The 16149-nt window shown below is 60.4% G+C and carries 12 protein-coding genes; all 12 read right to left on the bottom strand.

Annotated features, from left to right (window positions below; translation table 11 throughout):
• Positions 1-53 precede the first annotated feature (53 nt).
• Positions 54-956, bottom strand: coding sequence for an HlyD family efflux transporter periplasmic adaptor subunit (locus OXG30_04625; protein MCY4134184.1), 903 nt, complete (start codon positions 954-956; stop codon positions 54-56).
• A gap of 26 nt (positions 957-982) precedes the next feature.
• Positions 983-1939 (bottom strand): LLM class F420-dependent oxidoreductase, encoded by a 957-nt coding sequence (locus OXG30_04620; GenBank protein ID MCY4134183.1) that lies wholly within the window; start codon positions 1937-1939, stop codon positions 983-985.
• A gap of 71 nt (positions 1940-2010) precedes the next feature.
• On the bottom strand, positions 2011-2472 hold the full coding sequence (locus OXG30_04615) for a hypothetical protein (GenBank protein ID MCY4134182.1): 462 nt from the start codon (positions 2470-2472) through the stop codon (positions 2011-2013).
• Between the two features lie 297 nt (positions 2473-2769).
• The gene (locus OXG30_04610; protein ID MCY4134181.1) at positions 2770-3882 is read right to left on the bottom strand and encodes an ABC transporter substrate-binding protein; all 1113 of its coding nucleotides are present in this window, start codon (positions 3880-3882) and stop codon (positions 2770-2772) included.
• 11 nt (positions 3883-3893) lie between these two features.
• Positions 3894-4673 (bottom strand): ABC transporter permease, encoded by a 780-nt coding sequence (locus OXG30_04605; protein MCY4134180.1) that lies wholly within the window; start codon positions 4671-4673, stop codon positions 3894-3896.
• On the bottom strand, positions 4670-5461 hold the full coding sequence (locus tag OXG30_04600) for an ABC transporter ATP-binding protein (protein MCY4134179.1): 792 nt from the start codon (positions 5459-5461) through the stop codon (positions 4670-4672). The genes OXG30_04605 and OXG30_04600 overlap by 4 nt, the downstream gene beginning before the upstream one ends.
• A gap of 26 nt (positions 5462-5487) precedes the next feature.
• Positions 5488-6465 carry an ABC transporter permease subunit gene (locus OXG30_04595; protein MCY4134178.1) on the bottom strand — a complete coding sequence of 326 codons (978 nt, stop codon included), beginning with the start codon at positions 6463-6465 and terminating at the stop codon, positions 5488-5490.
• A 30-nt stretch (positions 6466-6495) separates the two neighbouring features.
• Complete coding sequence (locus OXG30_04590) at positions 6496-7497, bottom strand: TIGR03842 family LLM class F420-dependent oxidoreductase (GenBank protein MCY4134177.1); 1002 nt, start codon at positions 7495-7497, stop codon at positions 6496-6498.
• A gap of 298 nt (positions 7498-7795) precedes the next feature.
• Positions 7796-8443: a hypothetical protein gene (locus OXG30_04585; GenBank protein MCY4134176.1), complete on the bottom strand. Its 648-nt coding sequence runs from the start codon at positions 8441-8443 to the stop codon at positions 7796-7798.
• Positions 8444-8538: 95 nt separating this feature from the next.
• Entirely contained in the window at positions 8539-9204 is a 666-nt protein-coding gene (locus OXG30_04580; protein ID MCY4134175.1) for an excisionase family DNA-binding protein, read from the bottom strand.
• 599 nt (positions 9205-9803) lie between these two features.
• On the bottom strand, positions 9804-11519 hold the full coding sequence (locus tag OXG30_04575; protein MCY4134174.1) for a hypothetical protein: 1716 nt from the start codon (positions 11517-11519) through the stop codon (positions 9804-9806).
• Positions 11520-11529: 10 nt separating this feature from the next.
• Positions 11530-15477 carry a VWA domain-containing protein gene (locus tag OXG30_04570; GenBank protein ID MCY4134173.1) on the bottom strand — a complete coding sequence of 1316 codons (3948 nt, stop codon included), beginning with the start codon at positions 15475-15477 and terminating at the stop codon, positions 11530-11532.
• Between the last annotated feature and the right edge of the window lie 672 nt (positions 15478-16149).

The raw sequence follows: 16149 nt of genomic DNA, 5'->3' as shown, positions 1-16149 counted from the left end.
GCACCACAGCTGTCGGAGCCGTCCGCAGAGGTGCCGGTGCTCATAGGCCCGGCTCAGCTTGCACCGAGTCCGCCAAGCAGGCCGATCGGCCGGTGCCGTGAGGTGATGATCCGGACATCGCATGTGTCCCCGTCATCAGTGCCGGTCGGCGTCGCATCATCGAAGCTGAGCATGACGATGCGCTGGGTCGCGGTAGGCGCCCACACAGCCACAGCAGGCGTTTCTGCCGACCCTGAGGCAAATGCCTCAACTCGGGCAGCAGAGACCACCGGCGTCGATGACGAAGGGGTGACCAGCGAGACTCGGGCTTCCATACCGGGGTCGACGCGGGCGGCCGCGTCAGCTTCGAGCAGCGTGGACACCTCCAGTTCGGCGACGCTGTCAGTCCGGATGGTCACCAACTCGGCGCCGGCAGGCACCTGCGTTCCGGCCGGCACGCCGACTGCGGTCACGACGCCGGCCTTGGGACTGCGAACCGCTGAACCCGCTGCCTGCATCTCGTTGAGAATGTCGAGCTCGGTCCGCGCCACTACCACTTCAGGGCCACCGGAACTGCTCGACTCGAGCGCTGCGAGGCGCGCCGCGGCCAACGCGACCCATGTGGCAAGGTCGCCGTTGGTCACGCGCGCCACAGGCTGACCAGCTTCCACCCGGTCGCCCTGACGCACCAGCACTTCGGCCACGGTGCCTGAGGCAGTCGCGACGGCATGGTGGCGCTCGCCAGGCTGTGTGACGACACACTGAGCAGTGACGCCCCGTTCGACCGTTCCGAAGACCAACCACGCTGCGAGTGCGCACAGGGAGATCGCGACCGCGGCGAGGATCACCCACTCGTGCGGTGCGGTGACGCGCAGCAGGCCGTCGATGGGCTCGATCCGTCCGCTTTGCTCCAGGGCCCGCTCGCGGAACAGGGGCCGTGAAGACCCAGGCGAGGCGTCGGCATCCTCGGAGCTCATCAGCTCAGGCTATATGAACTTCCATGTCAAGCCGGTGGTCGTTGGCGGTCAGTGAGCGCGCGGGGCTGCCAACGATGGGCGATGATTTCCTCGCCGTATTGTTGGAGCGCCTCAACCACCTGCGACCGGGTGTCGCCGGTAATGGGGGCTGCCATTCCCGTGACTCCGATGGCGGCTTGGGCCGCGATGTTCTCCAAGTGCTTTTCGGGGTTCCAACCCGATGTGCCCACCGCCCCCACTTCAAGGTCCATGTACTTGATGTCGATGGGCTCGGTGCGACCCACCGACGCGGCGTGATCGCGCAGGTAGGCGATCATGTCAGCCAGCTGGTCCAGGGTCTCCAGATGGGCCGACCGGCGGCGGGAGGCCAGGGCCGCCGGATTGGGCATGGGCATCCACCCCTGGGCCTTCTCGGCCACCCGACGGCGGGACAGCTTGGAGTTGCCCCCGATCCACACCGGAACCGGCGACTGCACCGGGGTGGGCAGACCAGTGCTGTTCGCGATTGAGAAGTTGAGCCCCTGGTAATTCACCGTCTCGCCGGTCCAGATCAGCCGCATAACCTCGAGGCTCTCGTCGAACAGGGCATTTCGCTGGTCGAAATCCACCCCCACTGCCTCGAATTCCGACTCCAGATATCCCACCCCCACGCCAAGGATGACCCGGCCGCCGCTGAGCCGGTCCACGGTGGCCACCGTCTTGGCCAAGATGGCCGGGTTGCGGTAGGGCAGCGGGGTCAGGTTGGTGAGCAACCGCAGCCGGGTGGTGGCCCCTGCCGCCACCGCCAGTGCCACAAATGGGTCGAGGGCATCGTGGCCCCCGCTGGCCAGCCACTGGTCGTTGGGCAACGGGTGCTCAGTCAGCGAGCAGGAGTCGAACCCCACCGCCTCGGCCGCCCGAGCGAACTCGGAGACGGCCTCGGTGGTCAGGAATTCGGGGTTCTGCGGATGGGCCATCAACGGGAGACCGAAGCTGAACTTCATTCCCCCAGTCTTCTCGATGGCTCGGTCATTTCGTCAACCGAGCCTCGAGCCTGCCACTTGGTCAGCGCCCGCTACACGAAGATCTGCGGTATCAGTACGCCCCACACGCTGGCGATGAAAATCACCATGGATCCGTAGTGTCGGCGAGTCTGCTTGGCGAACTCAGACCGGAATTCGGCCCGGACCTCCGCGAACCCCGTCTCCATCTCGGCCCGGATCGTCGCGAACTCGGCCCGGACCTCCGCGAACCCCGTCTCCATCTCGGCCCGGATCGTCGCGAACTCGGCCCGGACCTCCGCGAACCCCGTCTCCATCTCGGCCCGGACCTCCGCGAACCCCGTCTCCATTTCAGCCCGCATACTGGCGAACTCTACCTTCGTTTCGGCTTCGAATACCTTCACGTCGGCTTTGGTGGCCAGCTGGTCCCGCCCATCGGGCAACACGCACTTCATAAGCGTCTCCGTCGCCTCCTCACCGATAGCATCGGCCAGCCTGCTTACCAACTCCACTCGCTCGACTTCGCTCACCGACATCGCAAGCGTCCCTTCTCTTCGCACAAGACTCTGGAAGGGCACCCTTTGAAGCCGGTGCCGACAGCACCTTCACCTTAACTGCCACACCCCCGGTTAGCAACCATCCGAGCATCTCGCCTCAAGCCCAATGATCGCATTGGCCTCATAAGCAGGAACTGAGGGTTCAGCGCTGCATTCATTTTCTGCTGCACCAGCTACAGGGCTCGGTGCAGCACGATAACCGACGGTGCTCTCCGCCGATCACATGGTCGGCGGAGAGCACCCTCAGCTCAATGAATCAATGGCGTGAGGAGTTGGCTAGTTGCCGCCCTCTGTGACCTCGACGGTGCGGCGCTGGAAGTTGTTACCGTATACATCGAGTCCAGCCTCTTGGAGATTGGCAACCGCTTCCTCGGCGATGTCAGTGCGGAATGCGCCGGCATCAGGCGCCGCCTGAAGGATGCCCTGGGAAGTGGCCACGTCAATGGTCTGGTTGTACAGGGCTTGGTCCATAACGCCAACTCCACCGGGCGATGGCCAGATGAGGGCGTTGATCTCGTTCATCATCCACGTCTGGTGTGCCGGTCCGCCGAACGGCGGTGAGGCTGCCACCACGATGTCGACGCACTCTTGGAAGTTGTCGCGGCAGTGGATCCATCCACGTAGCGACGCCTCCACAAAGCGCACCGCGATGTCGCGGTACTCCTCATCAGTCTCGAGCTTGTCGGCGTCAGCCCAGATGGCGTCTTGCAGCATGGCCGTGCCCACGTCGTTCCAGTCGATGACCGAGAGGTCCTCGGGCTGGAACAGCTCACCGGTGGCGGGATTGATGGTTTCGAGCACCTGGGCGTACTCGTTGTAAGTCATCGCCTGAGCAGCGTCGATGTCGCCGTTGATGAGCGCGGTCATGTTGAAGTCCTGCTGCACCAGGGTCACATCGCTCTGGGGATCGAGACCCACGCTGACGAGGCCGGCAAAGAGCTCGAACTCGTTGCCGAAGCCCCAGTTGCCCACCAGCTTGCCCTCGAGGTCGGCCGGTCCGGTGATGCCAGCGTCAGCGAACGACACCTGCAAGGTGCCGCTGCGCTGGAAGACCTGGGCGATGTTGGTGATGTTCAGCCCCTCCTCACGAGGCACCAACCCGCGCGGCACCCACGAGATGGCGAAGTCAGCGCTGCCCGAGTCGAGAACCGTGGCCGGCACGATGTCGACACCGCCGTCGATGATCGTCACGTTCAGGCCGACATCCGCGTAGAACCCCAGGTCGCGAGCGGCGAAGTAGCCCGCAAACTGTGACTGCGGGACCCACTGAAGCTGAAGCGACACATCCTGGATTTCTTGGACTTCGTCATCGTCGTTGCCGCACCCGGCGGCCACGAGGCCGAAGACAAGCAGTACCGCAAGCAACCTCCAAATTCTTCGTGTGTTCATGTTGTTTCCTTTCATGTTTCGTCATTATGGGATCGGATTAACGAGTTCCACGGCATGGCCGCTCGCTCGAGCACAAGCACGACAAAATACAACACGGCGCCAATGATGGTGCCAGCCAGCACCGCGGCCCACGCCTCGTCGTATCGGGTAAGGCCCGCCGATTGCGTGATCATCGGACCCAGGGCGTCTTGTCTGCCGCCGAAGTACTCGGCGACGATGGCGGCGATAACGGCCAGCGATGTCGCCAGCTTCAGTGCGGTGAAGAAGAACGGCATGGCGTTGGGAATCCGCACTTCGCGGGTAATGCGCGAGCGGCTGGCGGCATACGACTCCATGAGCTCGATCTGACTTCGATCCACCTGGGTAAGGCCCCTAGTGGTATTGATGAAAATGGGGAAGAAGACGAGTGCCACCACGATGGTCTGGTTCGACCGAGGCGAGGTGAGCCCGAACCAGTTGTTGAAGATCGGGGCCAGGGCAATGATCGGAATGGCGTTGACCGCCACGGCCAGCGGCGTGATGGTCTCGTTCGCCGTCCGGAAACGAGTCACCAAAAGGGCGGCGATGATGCCCAGGATGATCCCGGCGATCAATCCCGACACCACCACGAAGCCGGTGATACGGGCACCGTGATAAACCTCGTCCCAGTTGTCGATCAGCGCACCGACGATCTCAGACGGGGCGGGCAGCACGAATCCGTCGGGATTGAAGAGGGAGAGGACGCCCTGCCACAACCCGAAGAGCACCACGCCGGCCACGATGGGGGCGGAGAACCCCTTCAGCGCGTTCACTCCTCCACCTTCCGCAGGGCGGTCCGCACCTCGGTGACCTTGGTGAAAAAAGCCGGGTCGTCGCGGGTGGAGGCGATGCGATCGCCGAGGTCCACGCCGATGACCGAGGCGATTCCCCCCGGACGGGGCGACATCACCACTACCCGGGTAGACAGGTACACCGCCTCGGGAATCGAGTGAGTGACGAACACCACTGTGGTCCCGGTTTCCTTCCAGATCCGCAGCAGTTCGTCCTGCATGTGCTCGCGGGTCATCTCGTCGAGGGCCCCGAACGGCTCATCCATCAACAGCAGCGATGGGCTGAACGACAGCGCGCGGGCGATGGCCACCCGCTGCTGCATCCCGCCCGACAACTCCGATGGGTGGTGCTTGGCGAAATCGCTGAGCTTGACCAGATCCAACATCTCCCCGGCCCGGCGACGTCGGTCGCCTTTCGACCATCCCATCAGCTCGAGCGGAAGCTCGATGTTCTTGGCCACCGTGCGCCAATCGAAAAGGCCAGCCGTTTGGAAAGCCATGCCGTAGTCCCGGTCTAGACGGGCCTGCTCGGCGGGCTTGGCATTGACCTCCACCGAACCGGTGGATGGGGAAATCAACGACGCTATCAGCCGCAGCAGGGTGCTCTTTCCGCACCCCGAGGGCCCGATGAGCGTGATGAACTCCCCCGGTCCGACGGACAGGTTGATCTCGGCCAGCGCCTCCACTTGGTTGCTCTTGCCGGGATTGAAAACTTTTGTGGCCCCGCGGATGTCTATGACAAAAGAAGACTCCCCCTTACCAGCGGACATGGCCTCGTCCATGGATGGAACCTCGCTCATGTCGTCGACTCCTGGGTTTGGTTGCCCACCACCAGCCGCTCCACCGCGGTCACCACCAGGAACACGAAGATCCCCAGGACGGCGGCCCCCAGAACGCTGGCAAATAGACGATCGGGACCGGTTGTGTAGTTGAACGCCTCTCGCAAGATCCGACGGCCGAGCCCGCCCTCGACACCGGCGGAAATCTCGCCCACGATGGCGCCCACGATGCTGGCCGTGGCCGCGATCTTGAGCGCCGCGAACAAATAGGGCAGCGACGCCGGCAGCCGCAATCGCCACAGCATCTGCGTCCAACTGGCGGCATACGACTCCATCAGCTCCTGGTTCTCCGGTCGGGGCGACTGCAACCCCCGCAGACCGTTGACGGCCACCGGGAAGAACGTGAGGTAGGTGGCGATGATGGAGACCGACATCCAGTCCTGCCACTCCCACGGGAAAACGTCAAAGTTCTTTCGGCCCCAGATCACGATGATGGGCGCGATGGCGATGAGGGGAATGGTCTGGCTGGCGATCACGTACGGGAGCAGTCCCTGCTCGAGCCGACGCCACTGGGCCAGCGCCAACGCGATGACCATGCCGATAACCAAGCCCACCATGAAGCCCGCAAAGGCCTCCCGGAGGGTGAATATGGCCTCATCGAACAGGATGTGCACATAGATCCGGTCTTGGCCGCCGGGGGTCTCCCCGAACTGGCCGAAGATCTCGCTCACCGGGGGCATGTTCAGGTCGTCGGTGCGGGGCAGAACCGATCCCACCACCGCCCAATCGTGCTGGGCGTCGTCGATGGCCTGGCCGAAGGCCTTGTAGCCGGTGTACAGCCCGGCGAGCAGGGCCAAGAACAAAGCGAAGGTCACCGTCTGGCGAGTGATTCGCACCACGGCGTCGCGGCGCTGCTCTTGGGCCGCTTGCTGCTTGATCCGGTGCTCCCGAACGAGGGGATCGTCCGTATCGGCGTCAATGTCCGTATCGGCCATCGAATCGGTGTTAGGCATACTGCTGCGTCCCTAACCGGTCATAGCCGGGATGATCCGCTGGCCGTACGCATTGAGGGTCTCGTCCTTCTGGTCGTGCATGAGATAGATGGCAAACTGGTCCACGCCCAGGGACTCCAGTTCCCGCAGCCGAGCCAGGTGGTCGTCCTCGTCGCCGAGCAGGCAAAAGCGGTCGATGATTTCGTCGGGCACGAAGTCGGTGTGGTCGTGGCCCGCTTTGCCGTGCCCGCTGTAGTCGTAGCCCTCTCGGCCGGTGATGTAGTCGGTGAGCGCTTGGGGCACACCCACCCCCTGGTCGCCGTAGCGGGCCACCAGGTCGGCGACGTGATTGCCAACCATGCCGCCGAACCATCGGCACTGCTCCCGCTGGTGCTCGATGTTGTCGCCCACATAGGCGGGCGCGGCCACGCAGATGTACAGGCTGTCGGGATCGCGTCCCGCCTCCTCCGCGGCCCGGCGGACGGCGGAGATGGTCCATTCGGCAATCGCCGGATCGGCCAACTGGAGAATGAACCCGTCGGTCTCGCTTCCGCAAAGGTGAAGCGCCTTGGGACCATAAGCCGCCATCAGCATCTTGAGCTCCGACTCCCCGGCCCATGGGAAGTGCTGCTGAGTACCGTTATAGATGGTCTCCCGGCCTTCGGCCAGGTCCTTGATAACCCCCATGGCCTCGCTCAAGGTGGCCAGGCTGCATGGCTGGCGGCCGATCACCCGCATGGCCGAATCGCCTCGTCCGATGCCGCATACGGTGCGGTTGCCGAACATCTCATTCAGGGTGGCGAACATCGACGCGGTGACCGTCCAGTCGCGGGTGCCGGGATTGGTGACCATCGGCCCGACGATCATGCGGTTGGTGGCCGAGAGCATCTGGCTGTAGATCACAAAGGGCTCTTGCCACAGCACATGGCTGTCGAAAGTCCAGCCGTAGTTGAAGCCGAGCGTCTCGGCCTGTTTGGCCAGCTCCACCACCCTCCATGCCGGAGGATCAGTTTGCAAGACAACGCCGAAATCCATTCCGTCCCCCTGGGGTGCCAGCTCGCGGCTTGAAGAGATCGAATGTAGCAGGGCAACCCATCGCAGTGTCTTTCACAGAGCACTCACCAGGAACAACCAAGGCCCGACTCGCAAGCAGTCGCCTATGCGACTTCTGCCACTTGCATTCTGCGATCCGCTCCATCTATACGACGGTGACCGAAATCTCCGTCAACTGGTTGATCCCATCTCTCTACCGGATAGGGCATCCAGATTCCCGATGCGCCGATCCGGCGCACATTCCCGCTCTACATAAGCCAAAGGCGCCTCGATATGGGGGTTAGCGGGTAAGCAGTCGGTATGCGGCTCGGCCTCGGTCGGCATCGTGGACGTTGAGGGTGTGCCATGCGGGGTTTTCTGGACTGCCCATCTCGGATCTCTTGCGGAGTCGAGCTTTGTCCTTCGAGGTCAGTTTGCTTGCGAGGATGAGGGGGTCTCCCACCAAGCTCAGCAACAGGGCCAGGTCTGCCCTTTGGGCGCTGGGCACGTCGTCGATATCGACTGCCGCTGCCTTGCAGATGATTGCTCCTAGCAGGGATGGTCTGGGCACGTAACCGGTCGATTGCTGGAATCGGATGGGCACGAACTCGGTGCGGCTGAGCGCTTGTGAGCCTCCAGGTACCTCGAGCGTTCGACCAGGCGGAGTTGTGGTGAGGTCGGTACGCGGGCCGAGGCCTTCGGGCGCTAAGACATCGATGCCTACACCATCGCGGCCATAGCGGTGGGCAAGCCCATCGGGTGATGCTCCCTCGAGGTCAAACCCGAGCGAGCCGAGTGCGTTCACAAACTCGCGTATTCCGCCCGCTGCGACGCGGGCATCGACCAAGACGTCGATGTCTGCGGAAACACGCGGAGCTTGGGCTTCGTTTTCGAGGGAATGAAGCAAAACCATCTGTCCACCGATCAGCGTCCATGCACCTTGCATCACCTCGGTCAGTTCAACGAGTGCAAGCCATAGGCGATCGTCCAACCCAGGCAAAACCGGAAGATCAACCGGTTCTCGGTCGATCGTCGGCCAGATGTTCACAACCGATTAAGGAGTTCTTGGCCCGCGCGTCGTGAACGCTCGTCAGCGGAGTCGAGTAGGTCTAGAGCCACAATCGGCAGGGGGGCATACCGCTGTCCAGGCTCAAATGGCCAGTATTCGTCACCCACCACTCTCAACTGGACGTTTGGCCGGTCGACTGCGTTGTCGAGCGCGTATTCATCAATCAGGCTGGCCAGCTCAGACCTGCGGATATAGCCCTCCGCCTGGTCGACGGCGACGAGGTCTACATTGTGAGAACCGAGAGCACTCACGCCGGAGGCGACAATCCCAGGGTGCTCCATCAATTCCCCTAAGACCGAGGGGTGGGCATAGAGCTGGTGACGCTCCGCACGACTGGCCAGTTTCCCGACGAGCGGCGCTATTCCGTCCTCAGCTCGTTGGCGAGCGCGGAACCGATCAACAGCTGACCCACCGACCTCGACGCCACTGGCCATGGCGAGCACGTCCCAAGCCGACGACGGGCACCATGGCCTTCCAGCGGGAACCCGGCGCCGGGCCGCCTGTTGGACTGCTCTTCGGTCGAGAACCCAATTTCGGCCAACTTGCTCACCCGCCAGGCGACCGTCCGCGAGCATCTGATGAACACGACGTCCGCTGACTCCGAGTTCATCAGCAGCTTCCAGGACGCTGATCATCCCCATATCAAAATACTACTTCTATCAGAAATATTTTGCAATAACTAGCAGCCAAACCCGATCAAAGGAGCCTGGCCCGGCAAACACGATGTTCTCGGCCGCTGCCCACCATCCGGGGCGGGTACCGGGCCGAAAAACTCGGCTGGTGGCGGAAGTCCCCGATGGCGGCCAACGGCACCACCGGAGCGAATCTACGAGGGCAACTCATCTCGTTTGACGGTGCCGACAATCCCGGGGGCCTCTTGCCCACTCGTCGATCACCAAGCAGCCAGAGACGGCGCTGAGCACACTGTCGGGGTCTTCCCTGGCGGCGCGCGCCATTCCGGGCCGCGAGAGGTCGACAGTCGCATCGGCGAACTAGGCAGCCGAGGTCGACTTGCCGCAACCCCGCGGCCCCACAAGCAAGATGGCGGGGAAATCTGGCAACAGGTCGTCACGCAATACGCGCTCGACGATCCGGGGGTATCGTGGCGAAACAAGCGACACAGCACAACGATAGACCCTGCTCCGAGCAACTCGCTATAGATTTCGCAGACAATTATCTATGTGATTTTCGCTAATTTCATTATGTGATTCGCGTTACCGATGCTCGCTAGGCCGGGGTGCTACCCGGGTGCCAGTAGCGGGTTGTCTGCGATGTCATAGCAGTCGTCGTTGTCGTGCATGTAGTAGTCGTCGTTGCCGGCGTCGAGGACTAGGTTTTCCCGATCCCAGTTCTCTGGCCCATCGTAAAACAGGTCGCGGTTGTCGTCGTTGTAACCGAGCACTCCAGTGGAGTTCGGCCCGCAGCCGATATCCGCTCGGAGCGCTTTCGCGAGATGCCTGGCTACTGAGATCCACCAGACTGCGTCTTCTCCTTGTGCGCCCACGCAATCTGTGGTGACTCCCACGACATATGAACGATGACCGCAGCCGGAGGTCGGGTTTTCGATGATTACGAGCAGTGGCGCTTGGGGATTCAGGCCGGACATTCGGCGGATTTCACTATGAAATTTGCGGCCAAAGTCACGGACAGCGTCTCTTGGCTGGTCTAGATGCACTGTGACCACAGATACAGAGGGCCCGTCGCGGGCGAACAGCGGGTGCCTGCCCCCGGTTTGGGAGCGGTACCACTTCTGCACCTCGCCGATCACGCTGGCTATGGACGACTCCCTCCCGGCTACCGAGGCGACGTCTGACGGGACCGCGTAAACCGCCTGAAACGGGATCCCGGTCGGAGTCGGGGTTAGTGGGGTTAGTGTTACGCCTGGTTCGGAGACCAGCAGCGGATTCCTATCGATGTCGTAGCAGTCGGTGCGCCCGTGCAGGTAGTAGTCGTCGTTGCCGGAGTCCAGAACTGGGTTTACCCAGTTCCGTCCTCCAGGACCTGCATAGATGACGTCGTTAGCGTCGTCATCGACATGGCCGATAGGCAAGTAATTCGGGGCGCATTTCCTCTGCCGCCATGCCGCGCCCAGAAGATGGACCAGTTCATGGGCGATCACACTTGAGAACCTATTTGGCCATCTGTCTCCGGGCTCGGGGGAAAACGAGCAATTGGCCAGTGGGAACACAATCACCGAACCAGAGTGCCTTGCACAAAGAAAATCCGATGCTCCATCGGGATAGAAGCTTGCCTCCATCACGATCAGCAATGGCGTTCTCGCAGGAAGGCGGAGGGCTTCCCTCACATGATCCGCTAAATCCGTTGTACCCGCAAAACGGCTGAGCGGTCGATCCAACTCAATAGTCTTCACCGATACCGAATTCCGGTCGCGGGCGAACAGCGGATGCCTCCCCTCGGTCTGGGAGCGGAACCATCTCTGGGCCTCCACCACCCCGGCAGCGATCGCCTCAGCGCGAAACACAACGGGCGACTTTCCCTGCGGCACTAGATACACCGCTTGGATGGGAACTACCCCGGCGTCAGGGCCGACCGAAGAGCTATCCCTCGGCCCGGGCTGCGCGCAGCCACCGGGCACCACCTGGGTGTCCACCCCGAAACGACAGCGGTACACGTTCAACAGCGCCTCCTGATCGCCAATCAGCCTGTCGCGAATTTCGATGTCGCCCGGTGCAGGGTGCCCCTCAAACACACCAGGCCCAGCCGGGAACCGAGACGGCTGCCCGCCAGCGCACCCGCCGGGCACCACCTGGGTGTCCACCCCGAAACGACAGCGGTACACGTTCAACAGCGCCTCCTGGTCGAAGACCAACTGGTCTCGAATCGCAATAGTCTGCTGCGTAACTGCCGACTGCGCGGCCACCGTCCCGGACACCGCTACCGCGAACCCCGAAACCAAAACAGCCACAACCACCAAAACAACAACTACACGCCGCATCTCTTCAAACTCAATCCGTCACAAAAATCCGAACCCGACGTCCCCGCTTCAACGCGTAGAGCCTCCAAAGGAGTAGCGAGCCGAGCAACAGAAGAGCCGCCAACGCTGGAAGGATAAGCGAGTAAAGAGGGCGAAGCGGAGGCAGCACCTCGACAGGCTGTGCCCCTGAAACCGCGGCCCCTGAACGGCCTCGTCCCTTGACCACGATCGCTGCTTCTTCCAGCGCTGCTTCTTCGGGGCCCAAAACCATGTACAGATTCGCCGTGCCCCGCCGGTCGGCAACCGAAGAGGCAAGGAACCTTCCACTGGGTTTCACCGAGGCGGTAACCAGGGAACCGGGTAGGAAGCCGGATACTTCTACGTTCCAACCTTGGCCCGACTCAAGGGTGATCGACCTGTCAGAGCCAAGAGTCAGGGTTTCGTAGTCTTGCGACGTATTGAGCAGATCGGCGGCGACACCGGCGGAGCGCTGCACGAATCTGTCGTTCATGGCGTTGTTTGCAATGAGAGCTTCGTCGCTACGAGACCATCTCAGCACCGCGTTGGCTAGCGCCTGCTCGCCTTCGAGGTTCGGTGCCAAGAATTCCTCGCTGAACTCGGCGACGGCGTCTTCGTTGAGTTCCTCGCCAACTACCCCAGGGATGCCTTGTTCCACCAGTGCGGCGATTGAGTCAGGACCAGCTTCAAACAATGGCTCGAGGCTGCGAACGTAGGGCTGGCTTGAGCACGCTGTATGGTCGGGGAGGTACGCGGTCTCGGTGGCGTCCACAAATAACACGGGCAAGCCCAGTTCCTGTGCGGCCAACGCTGCGGCTTCCAAAGTGCCGTTGACCGCGGAAACAAAGTAATGGTACAGGTTCAATTCAGCTTGAGTTAGGAGGGGGGTCTCTCCGCCATGCCAGCGCTCGAAACATGCTCCACTTACAAATGAGAAAGCCCGTGGTTGCGCCAAAAGCAATATGGGGGCCTGGCGCGATTCGCCCATGGCCGCGTTCAGTTCCTGATCGACGGCACCAAATGACCGCACCAACTCTGACAGGACCGAATTCCGTCGGGGTCCGCTGCCAGCGATTGATCCCTCAAGCCAGTCTTCAGTGGCCATGCCGGATATCTCAGAGTCGCAGGAAACGATCGAAAGCACGCACTCCTGGGTCAGTTCTGAAAGACCCAAGTCGGTGGCGCCGATGCTCAAGATCACACCGTTGATGGGGTTGCCTTCATCAAGGAGAACGGCGAGCTGGTTGATCTGGGAGTCGACACCTTTGGCCCAGTCCGGTGCAGTGAGATGTGCGATCAGGGCATTCGCACAGGCAAGAGACCTCTCTGAATCCTGCCCGAAAACCTCAAGCAGGCCGATGTTCCGGCCTTTTCGGCAACTGCCGTCGGCATCTCGGCCGTTTGAGCCCACCCCAGTGAGCAGCTGATCTCCCATGACCACAACCTGGCCTACCCCCACAATCGGACCCGCATCCTCGGGATTATTGAGGTTCTCAACCGCCACCGCGTCAAAAGTGGACACGACTTTTTTGGTGTTATCCGCTACCACTGACACTCCCAGCGCCAGATCGGCTCCGACGCTGCCAAAACTGGGACGCAATTCCCACGATGCCGTTTCCTCTGCGCCGGGAGCGATATTTCCAATCGCTACTGACCGGCGAGTTGGTTCCGGACCTCCGTCCACCTCGAGCGACACGACAACGTCTTTCGCGGCAACATTGCTGTCGTTACGAACCACCGCGTCCACGCGTTGTTGTTGCTCAGCCGGACCAGTAGAGGGCGCGACCGTATCAGGAACCTCAAGCGCAATCTCTAGCCTCGGAATCGAGTTGCGCTCCAAGAACTCTCCCAGTTCCTCGGCAAACTCGCTTTCCTGGCCTGAACTCTCCACATAGGTGCCCCCGGTTGCATCGGAAATACACCGGAGAATGCCCCTTCCCTCCTCGCTATCCACAAAGGCACCCGTATGGACTCTGATATCTATTCCCGTGGCGACAATATCGTTTGCAACTGCACATGGATCCGCGCAATTGGCGAGACCATCCGAAAAGAGAGCAATTTCGGCCTGTGAAATTCCAGCCCTTCGGATATCCTCAACGGCTGCTTGGAGGGCCTCCGCTGTAGGGGTATCGCCGTCAGCGTACAAGGAGCGAACTCTTGTTCTCATCGCAAAGGTTGGAGGAGAGAAATCGATCCACAATTCTCCAGAATTGCATTCCCCTCCTTGAGTAGACGGAAAGGTGCGAAGGGCAACTTGGCGTGTTGGGCTAACGGTTGACAAGAATTCAAGCATGGACGCCTTAGCCAATTCTAGCTTTACTTGCCCATCAACGATCTCATCCATCGACCCTGACGTGTCGGCAATCAATATCACAGGAGTCTCTCCCGTTATTTCTTGTATCGCGTCAAAGTCGATCTGAGTATGCGGCGATGATTCAGACAGTGAAGGATTTCCAATAAGTGAAACCGTCATTCGACTCTTGGCAAGACTATCGAATGTGGCATCCCATGCGTTGACGACCAGTGAAGCCACGGCTGTAATCTTGCCTAAAGTTTTCGCAACTCCTTTCATTCGGCCACTGTCGAGAGTGCTCAGAACATTATCTCCGGCAGCGCGAGCAATATTGTCCGACAATCCAACCAAATTGGCAGTTTCTGTTGCAACATCAGCAGCCAATTGAGGATTTTGGATTAGATTGAGTATGCAAGCGAGGAGTGGTTCAAGATATGTTAGGAGATTCGTGCTAGCTTCGATGGATCCACCATCAGCAATGACAAGGTCGTACGCGCATTTGGATAACGCTAACATTGCCACCAGTTCTTCGTTTAACTCCATTCCGCCGATGACGCTAAATATCAGGTTAGCGAATCCTATCGCTATAGTTTGATAGGCATGGGCAGCAATTTGGACATCCTGAGCAGGTCTCGCGAGACTATATGACATAGTCTGGCCACCAAATAGGAGTACAGATGTATCTCGCTGGCTCCGCTCATTGAACCAGGTTGTCTCTACGATTGTTGCCAGGTCGACCAGCAACGGTCGCATCCAATCAGTTTGCAGGTCTACCCACAAGTTCTTCTTCGTCCTGGGAACTTCCATGAGTTGTAAAGTAGCGCGGTTGGACTTTATGAGAATTTCGACCGCCTCAATACCGTCAATTGGATCACTGGATTGGAGACAAATGTGGACTGATGACAACTCTTCTTTTCGGAGACTTGCCCAGAAAGGAGCGTCATTTCTACAAGGCGGTGGGTCCGTGCGACCTGTAAGGTAGTCGAATACAAAGTCTGTTGCTTCATAAATCCAATTCAATGGATTCCACCATCCACCCCAGAACTTGGAAAAGTCCTGCACGTATACGGTAATCGTGTTGGCGTCGATGTCCCATACGCCAGGGACGAATGAAGCTTGATTGTTTTCCCCTACGTGCCATACCCCAGGTATGGAATCGGCAGCAGGCTCATCGGGGAGAGCAAGAGTCAAGATATATTCTCCCGACGCTTCCACGTCACTTTTTATTTCTACGCCGTTACCTAACAGGCCGTCGGTATCAGAGGCATTTTCTGAAGATGGAATTATGGACATCTCGATATCGGTTGGTTCTACTCCTACAGTAGAACCAGCAAAGAGAGTCGCGTTGTTGGTTTGAGCTAAGACACGGAATCGCTCCGATTCGGACACCTCACGCAAGGCAGATGCGTTCGCTTCTCCTTCTCGTTCTGTCGAATCACTCTCGCCAGATACCTCCGCGATCCAATCGTCATGGAATGCAGAGCTAATGGGTATGTTTGATCTGGCAGGAGCAGTTGCAAACTCATTTCGCTCCGAGGTCCCACTCAGGGATGTATCGCGGTCGTAGCCGCGCAGATCTTCGATGCCGTCTTGGAGCAGGCCCTGTTGCCAGGTGGCAGCTATTGCAACGACCAGAATGACGACGACCGTGGCCTGCCAGCGCCTCATTTGTCGTCAGCTATTGTTGAGTTGAGGGGTTGCATCCTGAAAACGCCAGACAGCTATCGCGAGGAAACTTCGAGCACGATCGACCGCTCGAGAATTTCCCCGGTAGATGGAGTGGACGCCAGCACTGTCCCAGGGGCGGAATTGGGATCGAAGCGAAGTTGGATAGTCGGTTTCGCACCGAGATCTTCGAGGAGGGCCTGAGCGTCGTCCGCTGAGAGCCCTACCAAATTCGGCACGGCAGCCTCAACGGACACCACCAGAGAAACGCTGCCCGAAAGGGCTGAGCTGGCTGGAGGGTCTTGGAGTAGTACGAGTCCTTGCTCCAGCGCGGATGGCTGTTGAGCCACATTGATTGCATCGGCTGGTATCCCGGAGTCGAATAGCACGCGGCGAGCCTGATCAAGCGGCAATCCTAGGACTGCAGGCATCCGGCCGAGTGGTGTATCTGAGGGACTAACGACGGAGACGGGCCTGTCGACAACTGCCTCGACCCTCAAGGATGCCTGTGAGTCGCCTCGTGCGTCTCGCACCCACCAGCCAATTGCTGCTCCCGCCACCCCTACGCCAATGGTGAGCAGTACTATTGCCCCAAACCTCAGGTTCTTAGGGCTCCATATTGAGCATCCCCCTTTTGGCCGGTCACCTCGATTAGGAGGTAACCATGTCATTGAT

This window comes from bacterium, from assembly GCA_026708015.1.
In the GTDB taxonomy this organism is placed as follows: Bacteria; Actinomycetota; Acidimicrobiia; order Acidimicrobiales; family Bin134; genus Poriferisocius.
The sequence above is the reverse complement of the archived record's forward strand: the minus strand, read 5'-3'. Positions and strand labels throughout refer to the sequence as shown.